Origin of the sequence: Enterococcus sp. AZ062 (assembly GCF_051715065.1) — a bacterium.
GTDB lineage: Bacteria > Bacillota > Bacilli > Lactobacillales > Enterococcaceae > Enterococcus_B > Enterococcus_B mundtii.
Genome location: NZ_JBIOTB010000001.1, coordinates 2,042,041 through 2,056,642 on the forward strand (window position 1 = coordinate 2,042,041; position 14,602 = coordinate 2,056,642).

General features: G+C 36.4%; 16 protein-coding genes. All 16 read right to left on the bottom strand.

The window, feature by feature from the left end:
- The 16 genes from IGJ00_RS09655 to rimI all read right to left on the bottom strand — a co-directional run bounded on the left by IGJ00_RS09655 (position 1) and on the right by rimI (position 14,602).
- Positions 1-1,110 (bottom strand): capsular polysaccharide biosynthesis protein CapF, encoded by a 1,110-nt coding sequence (locus tag IGJ00_RS09655; protein WP_108173777.1) that lies wholly within the window; start codon positions 1,108-1,110, stop codon positions 1-3.
- On the bottom strand, positions 1,107-2,129 hold the full coding sequence (locus tag IGJ00_RS09660) for a polysaccharide biosynthesis protein (RefSeq protein WP_438844373.1): 1,023 nt from the start codon (positions 2,127-2,129) through the stop codon (positions 1,107-1,109). The genes IGJ00_RS09655 and IGJ00_RS09660 overlap by 4 nt, the downstream gene beginning before the upstream one ends.
- Before the next feature lie 2 nt (positions 2,130-2,131).
- Positions 2,132-3,343, bottom strand: a complete 1,212-nt coding sequence (locus IGJ00_RS09665) for a glycosyltransferase family 4 protein (RefSeq protein WP_238046348.1) — start codon at positions 3,341-3,343, stop codon at positions 2,132-2,134.
- A gap of 10 nt (positions 3,344-3,353) precedes the next feature.
- Positions 3,354-4,328 carry an ATP-grasp domain-containing protein gene (locus tag IGJ00_RS09670; protein WP_108173806.1) on the bottom strand — a complete coding sequence of 325 codons (975 nt, stop codon included), beginning with the start codon at positions 4,326-4,328 and terminating at the stop codon, positions 3,354-3,356.
- 11 nt (positions 4,329-4,339) lie between these two features.
- Positions 4,340-4,855: a GNAT family N-acetyltransferase gene (locus IGJ00_RS09675; protein ID WP_238046346.1), complete on the bottom strand. Its 516-nt coding sequence runs from the start codon at positions 4,853-4,855 to the stop codon at positions 4,340-4,342.
- Positions 4,842-5,465 carry a sugar transferase gene (locus IGJ00_RS09680; RefSeq protein ID WP_438844374.1) on the bottom strand — a complete coding sequence of 208 codons (624 nt, stop codon included), beginning with the start codon at positions 5,463-5,465 and terminating at the stop codon, positions 4,842-4,844. The genes IGJ00_RS09675 and IGJ00_RS09680 overlap by 14 nt, the downstream gene beginning before the upstream one ends.
- A complete protein-coding gene (locus IGJ00_RS09685) occupies positions 5,440-6,573 on the bottom strand; it encodes a DegT/DnrJ/EryC1/StrS family aminotransferase (protein ID WP_108173752.1) in 1,134 nt (377 codons plus the stop codon). The genes IGJ00_RS09680 and IGJ00_RS09685 overlap by 26 nt, the downstream gene beginning before the upstream one ends.
- A gap of 16 nt (positions 6,574-6,589) precedes the next feature.
- Positions 6,590-8,407, bottom strand: a complete 1,818-nt coding sequence (locus IGJ00_RS09690; protein ID WP_071867867.1) for a polysaccharide biosynthesis protein — start codon at positions 8,405-8,407, stop codon at positions 6,590-6,592.
- 21 nt (positions 8,408-8,428) lie between these two features.
- Positions 8,429-9,169 (bottom strand): tyrosine-protein phosphatase, encoded by a 741-nt coding sequence (locus IGJ00_RS09695; protein WP_071867866.1) that lies wholly within the window; start codon positions 9,167-9,169, stop codon positions 8,429-8,431.
- A gap of 17 nt (positions 9,170-9,186) precedes the next feature.
- Positions 9,187-9,864, bottom strand: coding sequence for a CpsD/CapB family tyrosine-protein kinase (locus IGJ00_RS09700; protein ID WP_065096447.1), 678 nt, complete (start codon positions 9,862-9,864; stop codon positions 9,187-9,189).
- Between the two features lie 12 nt (positions 9,865-9,876).
- Positions 9,877-10,653, bottom strand: coding sequence for a YveK family protein (locus IGJ00_RS09705; RefSeq protein ID WP_010735161.1), 777 nt, complete (start codon positions 10,651-10,653; stop codon positions 9,877-9,879).
- Between the two features lie 20 nt (positions 10,654-10,673).
- Positions 10,674-11,528: a hypothetical protein gene (locus IGJ00_RS09710; protein ID WP_010735160.1), complete on the bottom strand. Its 855-nt coding sequence runs from the start codon at positions 11,526-11,528 to the stop codon at positions 10,674-10,676.
- A gap of 9 nt (positions 11,529-11,537) precedes the next feature.
- Positions 11,538-12,185 (bottom strand): class D sortase, encoded by a 648-nt coding sequence (locus IGJ00_RS09715; RefSeq protein WP_161642526.1) that lies wholly within the window; start codon positions 12,183-12,185, stop codon positions 11,538-11,540.
- A 31-nt stretch (positions 12,186-12,216) separates the two neighbouring features.
- Positions 12,217-12,798, bottom strand: a complete 582-nt coding sequence (locus IGJ00_RS09720) for a hypothetical protein (RefSeq protein ID WP_074800761.1) — start codon at positions 12,796-12,798, stop codon at positions 12,217-12,219.
- 293 nt (positions 12,799-13,091) lie between these two features.
- Positions 13,092-14,135: a tRNA (adenosine(37)-N6)-threonylcarbamoyltransferase complex transferase subunit TsaD gene (gene tsaD, locus IGJ00_RS09725; protein WP_438844375.1), complete on the bottom strand. Its 1,044-nt coding sequence runs from the start codon at positions 14,133-14,135 to the stop codon at positions 13,092-13,094.
- A complete protein-coding gene (gene rimI, locus IGJ00_RS09730) occupies positions 14,132-14,602 on the bottom strand; it encodes a ribosomal protein S18-alanine N-acetyltransferase (RefSeq protein WP_375148205.1) in 471 nt (156 codons plus the stop codon). The genes tsaD and rimI overlap by 4 nt, the downstream gene beginning before the upstream one ends.

Sequence of the window (14,602 nt, forward strand, 5' to 3'; positions counted from 1 at the left end):
TTAAACCTCCACATAATAAGTATCAGGATGTTCTGGATCAAATGGTTCATTGACCCACATGACGGTTACCATATCTGATTTACCTAGATTCTCAATATTGTGTGTATAACCAACTGGGATATCCACTACTTCCAGTTTTTCACTAGAAACAAAATATTCAATCACTTCATCTGAATCTATTTTTCTGAAACGAATGACTCCTTCGCCATTTACTACTAAAAATTTTTCATTTTTTGTATGATGCCAGTGATTTCCCTTAGTGATCCCTGGTTTTGAAATATTAATTGATACTTGGCCACGATCCTTTGTTCTTAAAAATTCTGTAAAAGATCCACGATCGTCTACATTCATTTTTAAAAAATATGAAAATTCGTCTTCTGGTAAAAAACTTAAATAAGTGCTGTAAAGATTTTTTTCAATTTTTCTCGAAAAATCTGGTAAAGTTAAGCTCACTCGACTTTCTTTAAAAGAAATAATCAGTTCTTTCAATTCGCCAACAGTGATTTGATCAACTTCTCGAACTGAGCAATACCCTTTTTCCATATATGGTTTATCATTTAAACAAAAAATCAATTCCTTGACTACGTCATCAATGTAACACAATTCAATCATCGCATTAGGGTCATTGACTGTCACTTCTTCATCACGAGCAATCTTGTAACAAAAAGTAGCAACTACCGTATTATAATTTGGGCGTGACCATTTACCATACAAATTTGAAAAGCGATAGATATAAACTGGTGCGCCTGTTTCCTCATGATATGATTTTAAAAGATCTTCCCCAGCTTTTTTACTCTTACCGTAAGAGTTATCCAAAGAAGCTTGAATAGATGAAGAAATCATCACTGGGCATGTATTATGATGTTCTTTTAACTTTCCAAGTAACTCTGAAGTAAATCCAAAGTTACCTTTCATGAACTCGTCCTCTTCTTTCGGGCGATTCACACCTGCTAGATGAAAAACAAAATCTGCTTTTTTGCAATATTCGTCTAATAAATTTTTTGGTGTGTCGATATCAAAGCTGAAAATATTTTCATATCCTTCATTTTTTAATTCAGCAATCAAATTTTTACCTACAAATCCATTGGCTCCAGTTACTAAAATATTCATTTTGTGTGCCACGCTTTCAACTCTTTTTTTACATAATCCAATTCAAGGAGCTTCTCTTTGATTTCTGCTACTGATAATCGATGAGTATTATCTGAATTGTACTCACCTTCTTGTGTTAATTCTTTACTACCTTCAAAAAAGTATTTATCGTAATTCAAATCACGCGTATCCGCAGGCACACGATAAAAATCACCCATATCTTTAGCAACTAGATACTCTTCTTTGGTAAGCAAAGTTTCATATCTCTTTTCGCCATGGCGCGTTCCAATCACATGGACTTCGTTATCTACATCAAATAATTCAATTATTGCTTGAGCTAAATCCCCAACAGTTGAGGCAGGTGATTTTTGAACCATGATATCGCCAGCTTTGGCATTCTGAAATGCAAAGATGACCAATTCTACAGCTTCGTCTAAACTCATTAAAAAGCGAGTCATTCCTGGATCAGTTACTGTCAGTGGCTTACCCTCTTTGATTTGCTCAATAAATAGTGGAATGACCGAACCACGAGAAGCCATGACATTTCCATAGCGAGTCCCACAGATCGTTGTTCGTTCATCCGCTACTGTTTTCGCCTTAGAAACGAAAACTTTCTCCATCATTGCTTTAGAGATTCCCATGGCATTGATTGGATAAGCTGCTTTATCTGTAGAAAGACAAATCACTTTTTTTATCCCCATCTCAACAGCTGCTGTAACTACATTATCCGTTCCGATAATATTTGTTTTTACAGCTTCCATTGGGAAAAATTCACACGATGGTACTTGTTTAAGCGCAGCGGCATGAAAAATGTAGTCCACACCGTACATAGCGTTTTTAACACTGTTGATATCTCGAACATCACCAATATAAAATTTTAATTTATCATTATTGTATTTCTTTCTCATGTCGTCTTGTTTCTTTTCATCACGAGAAAAAATACGTATTTCTTTAATATCAGAATCTAAGAATCTTCGCATCACCGCGTTACCAAAAGAACCAGTTCCACCGGTGATCAATAATATTTTGTCTTTAAACATATTTACTCTTCTCCTCTAAAGTGCTGCATGATCGTATTGTAAGTTTCTTTTACCTCATAATTTTCTTTCAAATACATATATGCATTCTCACCTAAAATTCTTCGTTCTTGTTTATCCAACAACTGAATAATATTATTTCTAAAAGACTCTATATCTCCATGTTCGGACCAAAATCCTAACTGTCCATTCATAATTATATCTCTCAAATCAGTATGTTTATCTGTCGCTGCCAATATTGGAATTTTGCTATTCATATATCCTAAAATTCGAGAAGGTATATTGGGAATTGTAAATCGTTTATCTAAAAATACTAATCCAACATCAGCAATCTGTTCTATCTTTTCATATTCTTCTTTTGGAAGCTGGTCTAACAAAATAGCATTGCTCGGTTGATTATCCAAGAAGAATTTTTCTAGTTTATATCTTTCTGTTCCATTACCAGCGATAATAAAAAAAGTATTTTCTACCTGTTCTTGTTTTAAATATTCAATTAGAAAGTCAATTCCTTGAGGTTTCCCAAGATTTCCTCCAAACATAAAAACAATAGATTCTTTATTTATATTAAGTTCTTCTTTGCATTTTTCTCGTTCTTTTTTATTTATTGCTATTTCACGTATCTCAATTGTATTAGGATTGATTTCTACCTTTGAATTTTTTATCTCTGGATTGTGATTAATTAAATAATCAAGATTACCTTGGGACATGCAACCTATATGATCAGATATCTGATATAATTTTTTTTCTTTATTTCGAAAGAACTGGTGAACCAAACTCTTGTTTCTGATCATTTGTAAATCTACAGCATTTTGAGGAAATATATCTTTTAATAATAAATATGCTTTTGCATTATCTCTTTTTTTAACAAACGAAACAACTTTCTCGAATGTAATAGGAGGTGTAGCATACAGTACTAAATCAAACTTTTTATTTTTTGTATACCGCTTTATTGCGTTTATATAATGCTTCTCTATCATAGATTGACTGATTGTTTTTTCAATAGGATTTGTTTTTTGGAAATTCCCAGTTTTAACCTTAATAAGAGTAACACCATCCACTTGTTCAACTATTGTTTTACCTATTTTTTCTCTACGTTGAATTGGCGTAATAACTGTTACATCATGGTTTTCTGCTACAAATTCTCTAAGTAAATCAGTATAAATCCCAGATTGGTCTATATTATTTATTTTTGAAACAGTTATAAAGAGTATATTCATAAAGCACCTCTTATTTTTCAATTAAAATTTGTTCACTGTATTTCATCATATAAACATCTTCTTTGTAGTAAAAAATATCTTGTTTTTCTAATCTCTTACCTAAACTATTCTCAATTAAATATTTAGTAAAATTTACACCGGATTCATATGCATGAGGGTAGCCACCTCCGAATCGTGGGTTAACCTCTGATAAATAAAATTCGCCATCTTTTTCAAACAAGTCAAAATCATTCGGACCAGCTAACCCTGGAGAGTTTGCCACAAATTTTTCAATTATTTCCTTTGCCTGTTGAATATGAATAGATTTAGATTTGTCTGTTTCACCCGCACGCATTCTTAGTTTTTCTTTCACAAATATGTCTATCACTTCACCGGTAAAGATATCAATATAACAATCAATACCATATTCTTTCCCATTCATATTCTCTTGAATCATTAGAGGTGTTTCTGAAGTCTTAAAAAGTATTTCTAGATGTTCGATACTATGGATCAATCCGACTCCGATGCTAGCACTTCCACATATAGGCTTAACAAAAACTGGCAGACTAACTTCACCTTTTTGATAAGCAAACAGAAAGTTATCATAATTAAAATAACTTTTCGGTGTATTGATTCCTAATTCAAGAAGTTGATTGTACATCATCTCTTTATTTAAACACATTTGAGCCATATCATAAGAAGGTGCAAAAACCGTTATATTATTATCTTCAAATAATCGGCGATTCTTGGATAATATCTCTATCTCTGTATCAATTAAAGAGAATATTGCATGTATGTCGTTATCCTGACAGATTTTTAGAATTTCTTTGAGATAAACCTCACTAGTGAAGGGCGGAACAATAAAATAGTCGTCACACATATAAAGTGCGGGTGCTAAAAAGTTACTATCCGTTCCGTAAACTTTCCCACCGTTTTCTAAAAGTTCTCTTTTAAAGTATTCAACTATTTTGTTTCTTGTTCCGCAACTTAGTATTAAAATATTCATTCTAGATCTCCCTATAAAAACTTTTCTCGTATTTCTACATCACAGTATTTTCCCTGTATATAACGATCTTCTTTCTTTACGCCAACCAATTTATAAGAGTTTTTTTCCCAAAAGCTTACTGCCCCTATATTTTCACTAACTACTGATAAAGAAATTTTTCTAATATTCAAATAGTTTTTAGCATACTCTTCGATCAACTTTAGTGCATCAGTCCCAATACCCATATTAAGATAATCCTCATCTCCGATATATAAGCCTACTTCACAATTTCGGTGAATATTATTGATATCATATAGTCCTATTAGTCCAATGGGGAGATTGTTTTTTGCATTCAAAATAATAAACCGGTAATTTTTTTCTGTTATTCTACATAATTGAGGTAAAAATTCATTTAATTCAAAAAATGATTGAGGTTTAAATCCGCCCCCTAAATATTTGAATACTTCCTCTGAATTTTTCCATTTGTACAGGTGTTTACCATCTTCTATTTCCAGCGGTCTGAGTTTGATACGCTCATTCTTTATCACGTGTGATTTTCCCCTCATCGTAAATATCCTGTATTTTAAATACCTTTAAAATTGTTTTATAAATTATTTTTAAATCATTAGTAAAAGATATTTCTTGTATATATTGTAAATCAATTTCTATACGCTTATCCCAGCTTACAGAATTTCTTACAGTACATTGCGCCAAACCTGTAATACCAGGTCTGACCGTAAATCGTTTCTTGGCCCATTCTGGGTAAGCATTAAATCCATCATAAGGAAAATAAGTAACTGGTGGTCTAGGTCCGATAAGTGACATATCCCCGATAATGATATTTATTAGTTGTGGCAGTTCATCCAAACCAGTCTTTCTTAAAAATCCTCCAACTTTGGTAATTCTATTATCCGAAGCAGTCTTAATCGTTAATCCATCACCTATAGTTTCTGCTCCAACACACATTGTTCTGAATTTATAGATAAAGAAATTCTCTCCATTTAGCCCCAATCTCTTCTGTTTAAAAAAAACTGGTCCTTCTGAAGTTAACTTTATTAAAATTGACAAAATTATAATTATAGGAGAGCAGATTATTAATACTACTATAGATATACACACATCTAGTACTCTCTTAAATATCTGTTTGTATAGGTTCATTTTGTACAACTCCCTTTATCACCAAGCATACTTTTAATATATCTTCATCAGTCATTTTGGTATCGGATGGTAGACAAATTCCTTTATTAAATAGATTTTCCGCATTTCTATTACCAATATAATCGAAATCTTTAAATATAGGTTGTAAATGCATAGGTTTCCAAATAGGTCGCGCTTCAATATCTTCAAGAGCCAATGCATCCATGATTTTTGTGGGATCAACACCTTCTACTAAAATAGCGCTCAACCAATAGTTAGGTTTATCCCAACTATTTTCAGGCATAAATGTAATGGCTGAAAAATCAGCTAACTCCTGTTTATAAAAATCATATATATATCTTTTTTTGTCGATTCTTTCCTGAAGTACTTTCAGTTGACCTCGGCCAATTCCAGCAGCTACGTTACTCATTCTATAGTTATAACCAATTTCACTATGTTGATAATGTCTAGCATTATCACGTGATTGGGTTGCCCAGAATCTAGCTTTATCTATTTTTTCCTTTTCATTAGAAACAAGCATACCACCACCAGAAGTAGTAATGATTTTATTACCATTGAAAGAATAAATACCATATTTACCAAAAGTACCTGTATATTGGTTTTTATATTTTGTCCCTAAGGATTCTGCCGCATCCTCAATCAACGTAACATTATATTCTTTGCAGATTGCAATAATCTCATCTAATTCAGCAGATAATCCATATAAATGGACCACGATCACAGCTTTTGCATGAGGATATTTTTCCAAACCCTCTCTTAATGCCTTAGGATCCATGTTCCATGATTCCATGTTACTATCTATAAATACCGGGATAGCATCTTGGTAAATAATAGGGTTCGCCGTTGCTGAAAAGGTTAAAGATTGGCAAAGCACTATATCTCCTTTTTCAACACCGGCTGCTTTTAAAGCAAGATGAATCGCCGCTGTTCCAGAAGATAATGCCGCAGCATATTTTACCTGCACAAATTCTGCTAGTTCTGATTCAAATCCATCTACATTTGCTCCTAATGGGGCAATCCAGTTTGTATCAAATGCTTCTTTCACGTAAGCTTGTTCATATCCTTCATCACTCATATGAGGTGAAGACAACAATATCTTCTTTTTCATCTCTATCTCCTATCGTCTACTTACTCGAAGCCCTCGCAAATGCTACGACTTCTTTTGCTAGTTGTTTGTCATCGTCGGATAAACCTGTTACAAATTCCATGACTTCTTGGATCGGGTAACCTTTGATATTCCCGACAAAAATTTTTTCATACACCTGTTCATCATTTCGTTCTTTGTCCAATAACAGTTCTTCATACAATTTTTCGCCAGGTCGAATGCCTGTTTCGACGATTTCGATTTCTTCTTCAGTGTATCCACTCAAGCGGATCATATTTCGTGCAAGATCTAAGATTTTAACTGGTTCACTCATATCTAAGACAAAGATTTCGCCACCTTTGGCTAATGCACTCGATTGGATGACTAAACGGCTTGCTTCTGGGATCGTCATAAAGTAACGGGTCATCCGAAAGTCGGTGATCGTGATTGGTCCGCCTTTTGCGATCTGTTCTCGAAAAACAGGGATCACGCTTCCGCGGGAGCCTAATACATTACCAAATCTTACGGCCGAAAACTTGGTACAGTTTTCTCCATTCAAGCCTGTCACGATCATTTCTGCGATTCGTTTGGTGGCTCCCATTACATTTGGTGGGTTATTTGCTTTATCTGTGGAAACCATTACAAAGTTTTTGACATTCGCTTCTTTGGCAGCTTCAGCTACGTTTTTTGTTCCTTTGATATTGTTTTTCACTGCTTCTCTTGGGTTATATTCCATTAAGGGCACATGCTTATGTGCTGCTGCATGATAGACGATATCTGGCTGATGTTCTTTCATGATATGGAAGATCTTTTCACGGTCTTGGATATCAGCAATAATTGGAATGATTTCTGTTTTATTATAAGAGGGATCTCCTGATAGTTCGCGATGAATCAAATAAATCGAGTTTTCACCATGTCCTAATAAGAGTAATTTTTTTGGCGAAAAAGCAAGTACTTGACGACAAATTTCTGAACCAATAGAGCCTCCAGCTCCGGTAACAAGTATGACTTTTTCTGAGATGTGTGATTTTAGTTTGTCTAAATCTAATTTGACTTCTTCTCGTCCTAACAAGTCGACCACGTCGATTTCTTTCAGCCGAGAAACATTGATTTTCCCTGATGCGATTTCTTCAATCGAGGGCATGGTATTCATCTTGACTTCTTTTGATTCGATAAGATGGAAAATTTCACGAATTCTTTTTCGTGGCAAGGAAGGTATCGCGATCGTTACCATGTCAATCGACAATTCATCGATCAATCTTGGTAAGTCTTTGGTATTCCCTACGACTTTTATCCCAGACAAATATGTTTTATATTTGTTCGGATCATCATCCACAAAGCCAATCACTTCCAAATCGTTGATTGCTTTTGAACTAAGAATACTATTGCATAGGATACGTCCGCCTTCGCCAGCTCCGATAATTAGTGTTCTGTGTTTGTTTAGTGGCGATTCTTGACGCTGTGCTTTATGTTCGATATATATACGCCAGAATAAACGACTGCTGATGATGAGAAACATAGATAAGATGTAAGTTAATAATTGTAATCTAAGGCTGATTTTTTGCATAAACAAATATTGAATGATAAATGATGAAATAACGGTACAAGTAATGGCTGAAAAAATAGCTGCCATCTCATTTAAATTCGTATATCGATTGATTCGCGTGAATGTTTTGAACAGCATGCCATATCCAATATAAAAAATTAGTGATACGCCTAAATTCACGGCTAAATAATCTTGATCGATACCAACAAATGGTGTCATAAAATAATAGCTTGATAATATAGAGATGCCTAATAGCAAACTATCAACCAAAACTAAAATGATTACTTTTCTTCTTCTAGTAAGTTCAAACAACCCCTGCGCCCCCTAAAACTTTTATACAATAGGTCGAAAATCTTTTGCATGCACTTGCTCCCCATTGATGATGTCTCTTGTTACTTGATCCATTTCTTCGATAACTCTTGGTCCAAATTTTTTCTCTACGATACTATAGGCTTTCTCCATATAAAAATCCCGATCTTTTCGACTATGGGCATCTGAGGCGATCATCTGGACAAGCCGATGTTGAACCAGTTCTTCACTTAACTTCTTGATCTGTTTGCCATAAACTCCTGCAATACTTGGTGCAGTCAACTGCGCCAAACAGCCCATATTCAAGTAGGGTAATAATAGATTAGGACTTTCTTGAAAACCACGGTTCCGCTCAGGATGGACAATGATTGGTACGATCCCCATCTGACGTAATTCATAAAACAAACTTTCTGTGTATTCGGGAATGCTGTTTGTTGGTAGCTCAGCTAGCAAATAGCGATCGGTAACATCTGCAAAAAGAATCTTGTCACTTTTAATTTCATCTATTAGATTTCTTTTTATTCGAACTTCTTGTCCTTCAAATAAAGTTAGGGGGATGGACTGTCGATCGAGTTCTTTTTGCAAGTCTTCGACAGCTAGTAATACATCTGCTTTTTCATTGGTGAAACGTTGATTGTGATGAGGGGTGCATAAAATGTGGGTGATTCCTTGTCGAACAGCTTCTTCTGCCATGGCGATCGATTCTTTGACCGTTTTTGGTCCGTCATCTATACCAGGTAAAATATGACAATGTAAATCAATCATTTTTGCTCACTTCCTCATCAATAGTAATAATAATTAAAATCTGCATTCTTCTTCGCACCATTGTAAACAACACCTAAAATCGTTGCTTGTGCAATGGATAGCAGTTCTTTCGCTTTGATTAATTCTTGTTTCATTGTTTTGCGTTCTCGGACGACTAAAAGTGTCCCATCTGTTTTTGCGGCTAAGATTTGAGCATCAGTGACTGTTGCAATGGGTGGTAAATCAAAAATGATCAAATCAAATAATGCTTTTAGTTGATCGATCACTTCTTCCATTCGTTTCGAATCAAGCAGTTCTGATGGATTAGGTGGCTTCGGTCCACTTGTCATGACCCAAAGATTTTCAACGGAACTGGTATGATAATATGATTCCGGTCTTCCTTCACGATCACCTAAGAAATTACTTAATCCATTGACATTTGGCAATTGAAAAGTCAATGCTACACTTGGTTTTCTCAAATCAGCATCAACCAGCAAAACTCTTTTGCCACTATTTGCGAATACGACAGCTAAGTTAGCAGCTGTTGTTGATTTTCCTTCACCTGGTCCAGATGAAGTCACGACCATCGTCTTCAATTCACGATCGACAGAAGCAAATTGGATATTTGAACGAATCGTCCGATATTGTTCGGAAACCATGGCATTTTTATCGGTAATGCTGAGGAGTGAAACAGGTAAAATAGTGTTTTTCTTCATAAATACTTCTCCTTATACACGTTTTCGTGAACGACGGCTTTCTCTTTGTTCAGTTGTTTCAATCGTTTCGACTTCTGCCGGTTGAAACATACGGCCGTTTTCGAGTTCTTTCTTCGTCATTTCATTGACATCTCCAAGAATCGGCAATCCTAATTCTTCTGTGACAAAACGTTCATCTTTGACTGTTTTATCTAACAACTCTAGAAGAAAGGCTAATCCGACTCCAATCATCAAACCAAGCAACCCGCCGATAACTACGTTCAGCATATTGTTTGGTGAAACAGGTGTAGGATTGCTTTGTGCTGCAGAAGTGATCGTCACTTTATTGACATTCAATACGTCCGTGGCTTTTGATTGGAATACTTGTGCTGTGACGTTGGCGATATCCGTCGCATGATCTGGATTATCGACAGTTGCAACGATTTGGAACATTTGTGAGTTTTGTGATTGATTGACACTGATCACTGATTTCAACTCACCCTTTGTAAGACTTTGTCCATAATTTTGTTCAAGTTCTCTTTGAACATCATTGATGACAACATCGCCTAAAATCATATCTTTGTAAGTATTGATCAACAATACGTTAGCGTTGACATCTTGTAGATTCGTATTCGTATTTTCTGCTTTTGACTGAACGATCATCTCAGCTGATGAACTGTATTTAGGTGTGATCAAAAAGAACGTGACTCCAGCAGCTAATGCAAATCCGGCAAGCGTGGTCGCAAGAATCAGCAACCAACGCTTTCTTAAAATCTCAAATAATTCTCCTAGACTAATCGTTTCTTCCATGTTTTCTCCACTTTCTATCGTTAATATCTTTTCTTAACTTTTCGTCTTCTTAATAATTCGCTCAACATCCAGATGATGAAACTACAAATTATGAGCACGATTCCCCATTGGATAAATGTTACAATAAAGTTGCTTAGATACGTAGTTAAAAAATGATAGAGCGACTTTGAATTGATGCCGATACGCTCGACCATTTTGGAAAGGTACACAAAAAGAGGTAACGCTAACAGCATTAGACCTGCGCCCCCCACTGCATAACTTAAATAGCGTAACGCACGATGGAAAAAACGTGTGTCGATCGCAATGATCGCAATCACTAATAATGCAGAAACTGTCATTGTGAAGAAAATCAATAAGGTCAGCGTTCTTTTGTACCCCATCACTTGCTTGCCATAGGTCAAAAGATAAGGGATCTCAATATATTCACTATAGGTTTCGATGGCAGATTTTTTTAGATTATCAATCGATTGTTGTGTTTCTGCATTGATTTCATAATTGTTTTCTTTCGCATAGTCTTCGACTTTTTTCTGGATGATTTTGTCTACATCCTCTGTCCGTTCAATCAAAAAAGGAATGTCTGTATAAATGGTGCGTATATAGTGTTCAACATTCGATTGTACATAAGCTTGAGGAACAGTGTCTGCCAATACATCTGCAGGAATATTGCTTCCTCGACCTAGATCGCTGATTCTTTGATTGATCTCAGAGGTGATCGTTTCTGAATAATTGGCTTCTTCCATGGCTTTTTCCATAAACTGTTGGTTGAACAACGTTAGTCTCAATACAACTAACGTCATGCCGGCAAACAAACTCAAAGAACAAATAAAAGTAAGTAGCCAACGAGACCCTTTTTGCATGAATTTTTGCGTACTCATGATTTCCTCCTATTTATTAGGATTGATCAACGGACCTTCAACTAACTCACAGATAACAAAAAGTCGTTCATCCGTCATGCCTAAACTATCAACAGGATAGCATGTATAAAGAAGCAGTATTGGTTTATCTTTTTGACTGATCAATTCATTGATTTCCGGATCATCTTTATGACGAATCACCATTTCTTTTACTCGATAGCGGTAATTCGCATAGGTCGTCTTAGCTGTCACGATATCATTTGTTTGAATACCGCTTAGCTTACCAAACCCATCAACATTGTGCCCACCAACTAGTGAAGTTCCAGTCTCACCTATGTAGACAGAACCCATATATTGTCCGGCACCTTTTCTTAATATCTCATCGGTATCTCCAAAATACAAAGGCACATTCAGATCTAAAGAATCCACCATGATGTCACCATAGCGTTCGCCACCTCTAGGGTAAGCGACACTGCTAGATGCCAGTTCATTGTTCTCATCTTTAGCGACATCTTCTTCTTTTACAGCTTCAAAGCTTTGTTCTTGCGTTTCGAATGTTGGGACATCTGAAAGTAAAAACAAATTTAAAGAAGAAGTGGCAAAATGAATGACAGGTCTTCCTATGACGTACATTAGAGAATAACCAGCTGCCAAAAAAAAGACAGGGACAAAAAGCATTGCCCCTAGTCTCTTAAGCAGCTTGCGTTTTTTACGCAATCTTTGTCTTTCTTCCTACTACGACCGCACCTGCTGCGACTAATAGTAATGAAGCAATTGCCATTGCACTAGCGGTATAGTTACCACCTGTTTGTTTAATTGGAGAACTAGTACTAAAAGCTGGTGATGTTGTTCCATCAGCGTTTTTCGCACCGATTTGGATGTTGCTACCATTCCAACTTAGTACAACTAATCCCAACGCGTCAGCAACTCTCGTTACCTCTTGTTGGATTTGCATGATGACATCCCGTGGTAAAGCACGGATCAAATCATCAAGCGTGTTGACTCCTGTCATATCTATTGTTACTGAACCTAACAGATTACGCACATTTTGAATACCTGTAACGGCAGTTTCTACTTGTGCATCCGTTAAATCATTTTGTTTCAAATGGTTTTCGGCTTGTGTAATGTAAGTATCAGGGACAGTGAATTCTTTTCCTTGAACACTTACTGGTGCTTTCAACAAGTCTAGGATCTGTTGCTCATTCGCAGAAATCGCGCCAGCGGCATCTACAGGGACAGTGAACAATAATGCAGTGAAAAATACAACTAAATATCCGACAAACTTTTTCATCCATTCGACCTCCTTTGCATTGAATTGTGAAGGCTTTCAACCTTCAGTTTAAACACTATAGAAAATAACATTATCCTTTTTATTTTCTACAGTTCCTATACTATCACATAGAATTAACTGACACAATTTATATAACCTGAGTTAATTTAAGTTTTTTGGGCCTTTCAGCCTTGTCAATGCTAAGTGTATGGAAAAGGAGAAGTCTCCAATTCCATAACTATACTTATAATAACCTAGATTATATCCATATAATCTTTTTTGCATTCAAATTTCTTAGATGAATGTCAGGTAATTTACCTGACATTTTCTATTGTCTCACCTAACACTAAACCTGGTTCTGCGTTCAGTCGATAATCAGCAAGACGTCCTTTTCGCCATTCGACGGATGCAGCGGCACCGATCATTGCCGCATTGTCCCCACAAAGGCGTAATGGTGGTACGATCAGTTCCAATTCAGGTAATTCTGTGGCTAAACTTTCTTTTAAGCTTTCTCTTAGCCCTTGATTGGCAGCAACGCCACCTGCAAGGATCAATTGCTTCACCGGATTACTCTTGCAAGCACGTATCGTTTTTGTTACCAAGACTTCCACAACACTGGCTTGGAAACTCGCAGCAAGGTCTGCTCGATCCAATTCTTCCCCTCGTTGCTCCGCGTTGTGGACTAAATTGATAAATGCACTTTTTAAGCCACTGAAACTAAAATCATAGTTATCTTCACGAAGCATTGCCCGAGGAAAGTGATAGGCATCTTTACCTTGATGGGCTAATTCATCGATTTCTTTTCCACTTGGATAGCTCAATCCTAAAACACGTCCTACTTTATCGTAGGCTTCTCCAGCGGCATCGTCTCTTGTTTCACCGATGATTTCATACGCGCCATCTTCTTCCATATAAACTAACTCCGTGTGTCCTCCGCTGACCAACAACGCCATTAATGGAAATTCATACGCTTTTTCGAAGCGGGCGGAGTAAATATGTCCTGCCATATGATTCACTGGGATCAATGGTAGATGATTTGCCCAAGCAAAAGCCTTTGCTGCTGAAATACCGATGAGTAATGCCCCTACAAGACCAGGTCCTTCTGTGACAGCAACCGCGGTAAGTTGTTCAGCAGTCACGCCTGCTTCCACCAACGCTTCTTCGAGACATAAAGTAATTTGCTCTACATGATGGCGACTGGCCACTTCAGGTACGATCCCGCCAAAGCGTTTATGGCTGTTGATTTGAGAGGCAACGATATTCGATAAGATTTCTTGACCATCTTTCACGACCGCTACGCTTGTTTCATCACAGCTTGACTCGATTGCTAAAATCAATTCTGTTTGTTTTTCGTTCATGGTTTCATCACCTCTGTTTTTAGCTTTGTACACATGATGACCGCATCTTCGACCGGATCATGATAGTAGGCTTTTCGTTTACCTACTTGGCGGAATTTTTCTGATTCGTAAAGGTGTTGGGCAGCAATATTTGACTGTCGTACTTCTAAAAAAACACTATGCGCTTGGTTAGCTTTTTCTCGTTGCAGCATCTCTTGTAATAATTGTCTTGCTACACCTTTGTGTTGTTCAGCAGTCAGAACTGCAAGATTCGTCACTTCTACTTCATCAAGTACTTTGGCATATCCAATAAAGCCAATGATTTCATCTGCCTGGTGAAGGACTAAATAATTGGTTTGCGGTTGTTGGATATCAGACAAAAATTGCTCTTTTGTCCAAGGTGATCCATTTAAAAAAGCATCGTCACTGACTTGCCAAAGCGCTTGAGCTAATTTTGTATCCTTGAAAGCTGTTTTTTCTTCAATCAC

Coding starts and splice junctions, on each gene's coding strand:
- IGJ00_RS09655 (WP_108173777.1), bottom strand. CDS start 1,110: ATGAATATTTTAGTAACTGGAGCCAATGGATTTGTAGGTAAAAATTTG.
- IGJ00_RS09660 (WP_438844373.1), bottom strand. CDS start 2,129: ATGTTTAAAGACAAAATATTATTGATCACCGGTGGAACTGGTTCTTTT.
- IGJ00_RS09665 (WP_238046348.1), bottom strand. CDS start 3,343: ATGAATATACTCTTTATAACTGTTTCAAAAATAAATAATATAGACCAA.
- IGJ00_RS09670 (WP_108173806.1), bottom strand. CDS start 4,328: ATGAATATTTTAATACTAAGTTGCGGAACAAGAAACAAAATAGTTGAA.
- IGJ00_RS09680 (WP_438844374.1), bottom strand. CDS start 5,465: ATGAACCTATACAAACAGATATTTAAGAGAGTACTAGATGTGTGTATA.
- IGJ00_RS09685 (WP_108173752.1), bottom strand. CDS start 6,573: ATGAAAAAGAAGATATTGTTGTCTTCACCTCATATGAGTGATGAAGGA.
- IGJ00_RS09695 (WP_071867866.1), bottom strand. CDS start 9,169: ATGATTGATTTACATTGTCATATTTTACCTGGTATAGATGACGGACCA.
- IGJ00_RS09700 (WP_065096447.1), bottom strand. CDS start 9,864: ATGAAGAAAAACACTATTTTACCTGTTTCACTCCTCAGCATTACCGAT.
- IGJ00_RS09705 (WP_010735161.1), bottom strand. CDS start 10,653: ATGGAAGAAACGATTAGTCTAGGAGAATTATTTGAGATTTTAAGAAAG.
- IGJ00_RS09710 (WP_010735160.1), bottom strand. CDS start 11,528: ATGAGTACGCAAAAATTCATGCAAAAAGGGTCTCGTTGGCTACTTACT.
- IGJ00_RS09715 (WP_161642526.1), bottom strand. CDS start 12,185: ATGCTTTTTGTCCCTGTCTTTTTTTTGGCAGCTGGTTATTCTCTAATG.
- IGJ00_RS09720 (WP_074800761.1), bottom strand. CDS start 12,798: ATGAAAAAGTTTGTCGGATATTTAGTTGTATTTTTCACTGCATTATTG.
- tsaD (WP_438844375.1), bottom strand. CDS start 14,135: ATGAACGAAAAACAAACAGAATTGATTTTAGCAATCGAGTCAAGCTGT.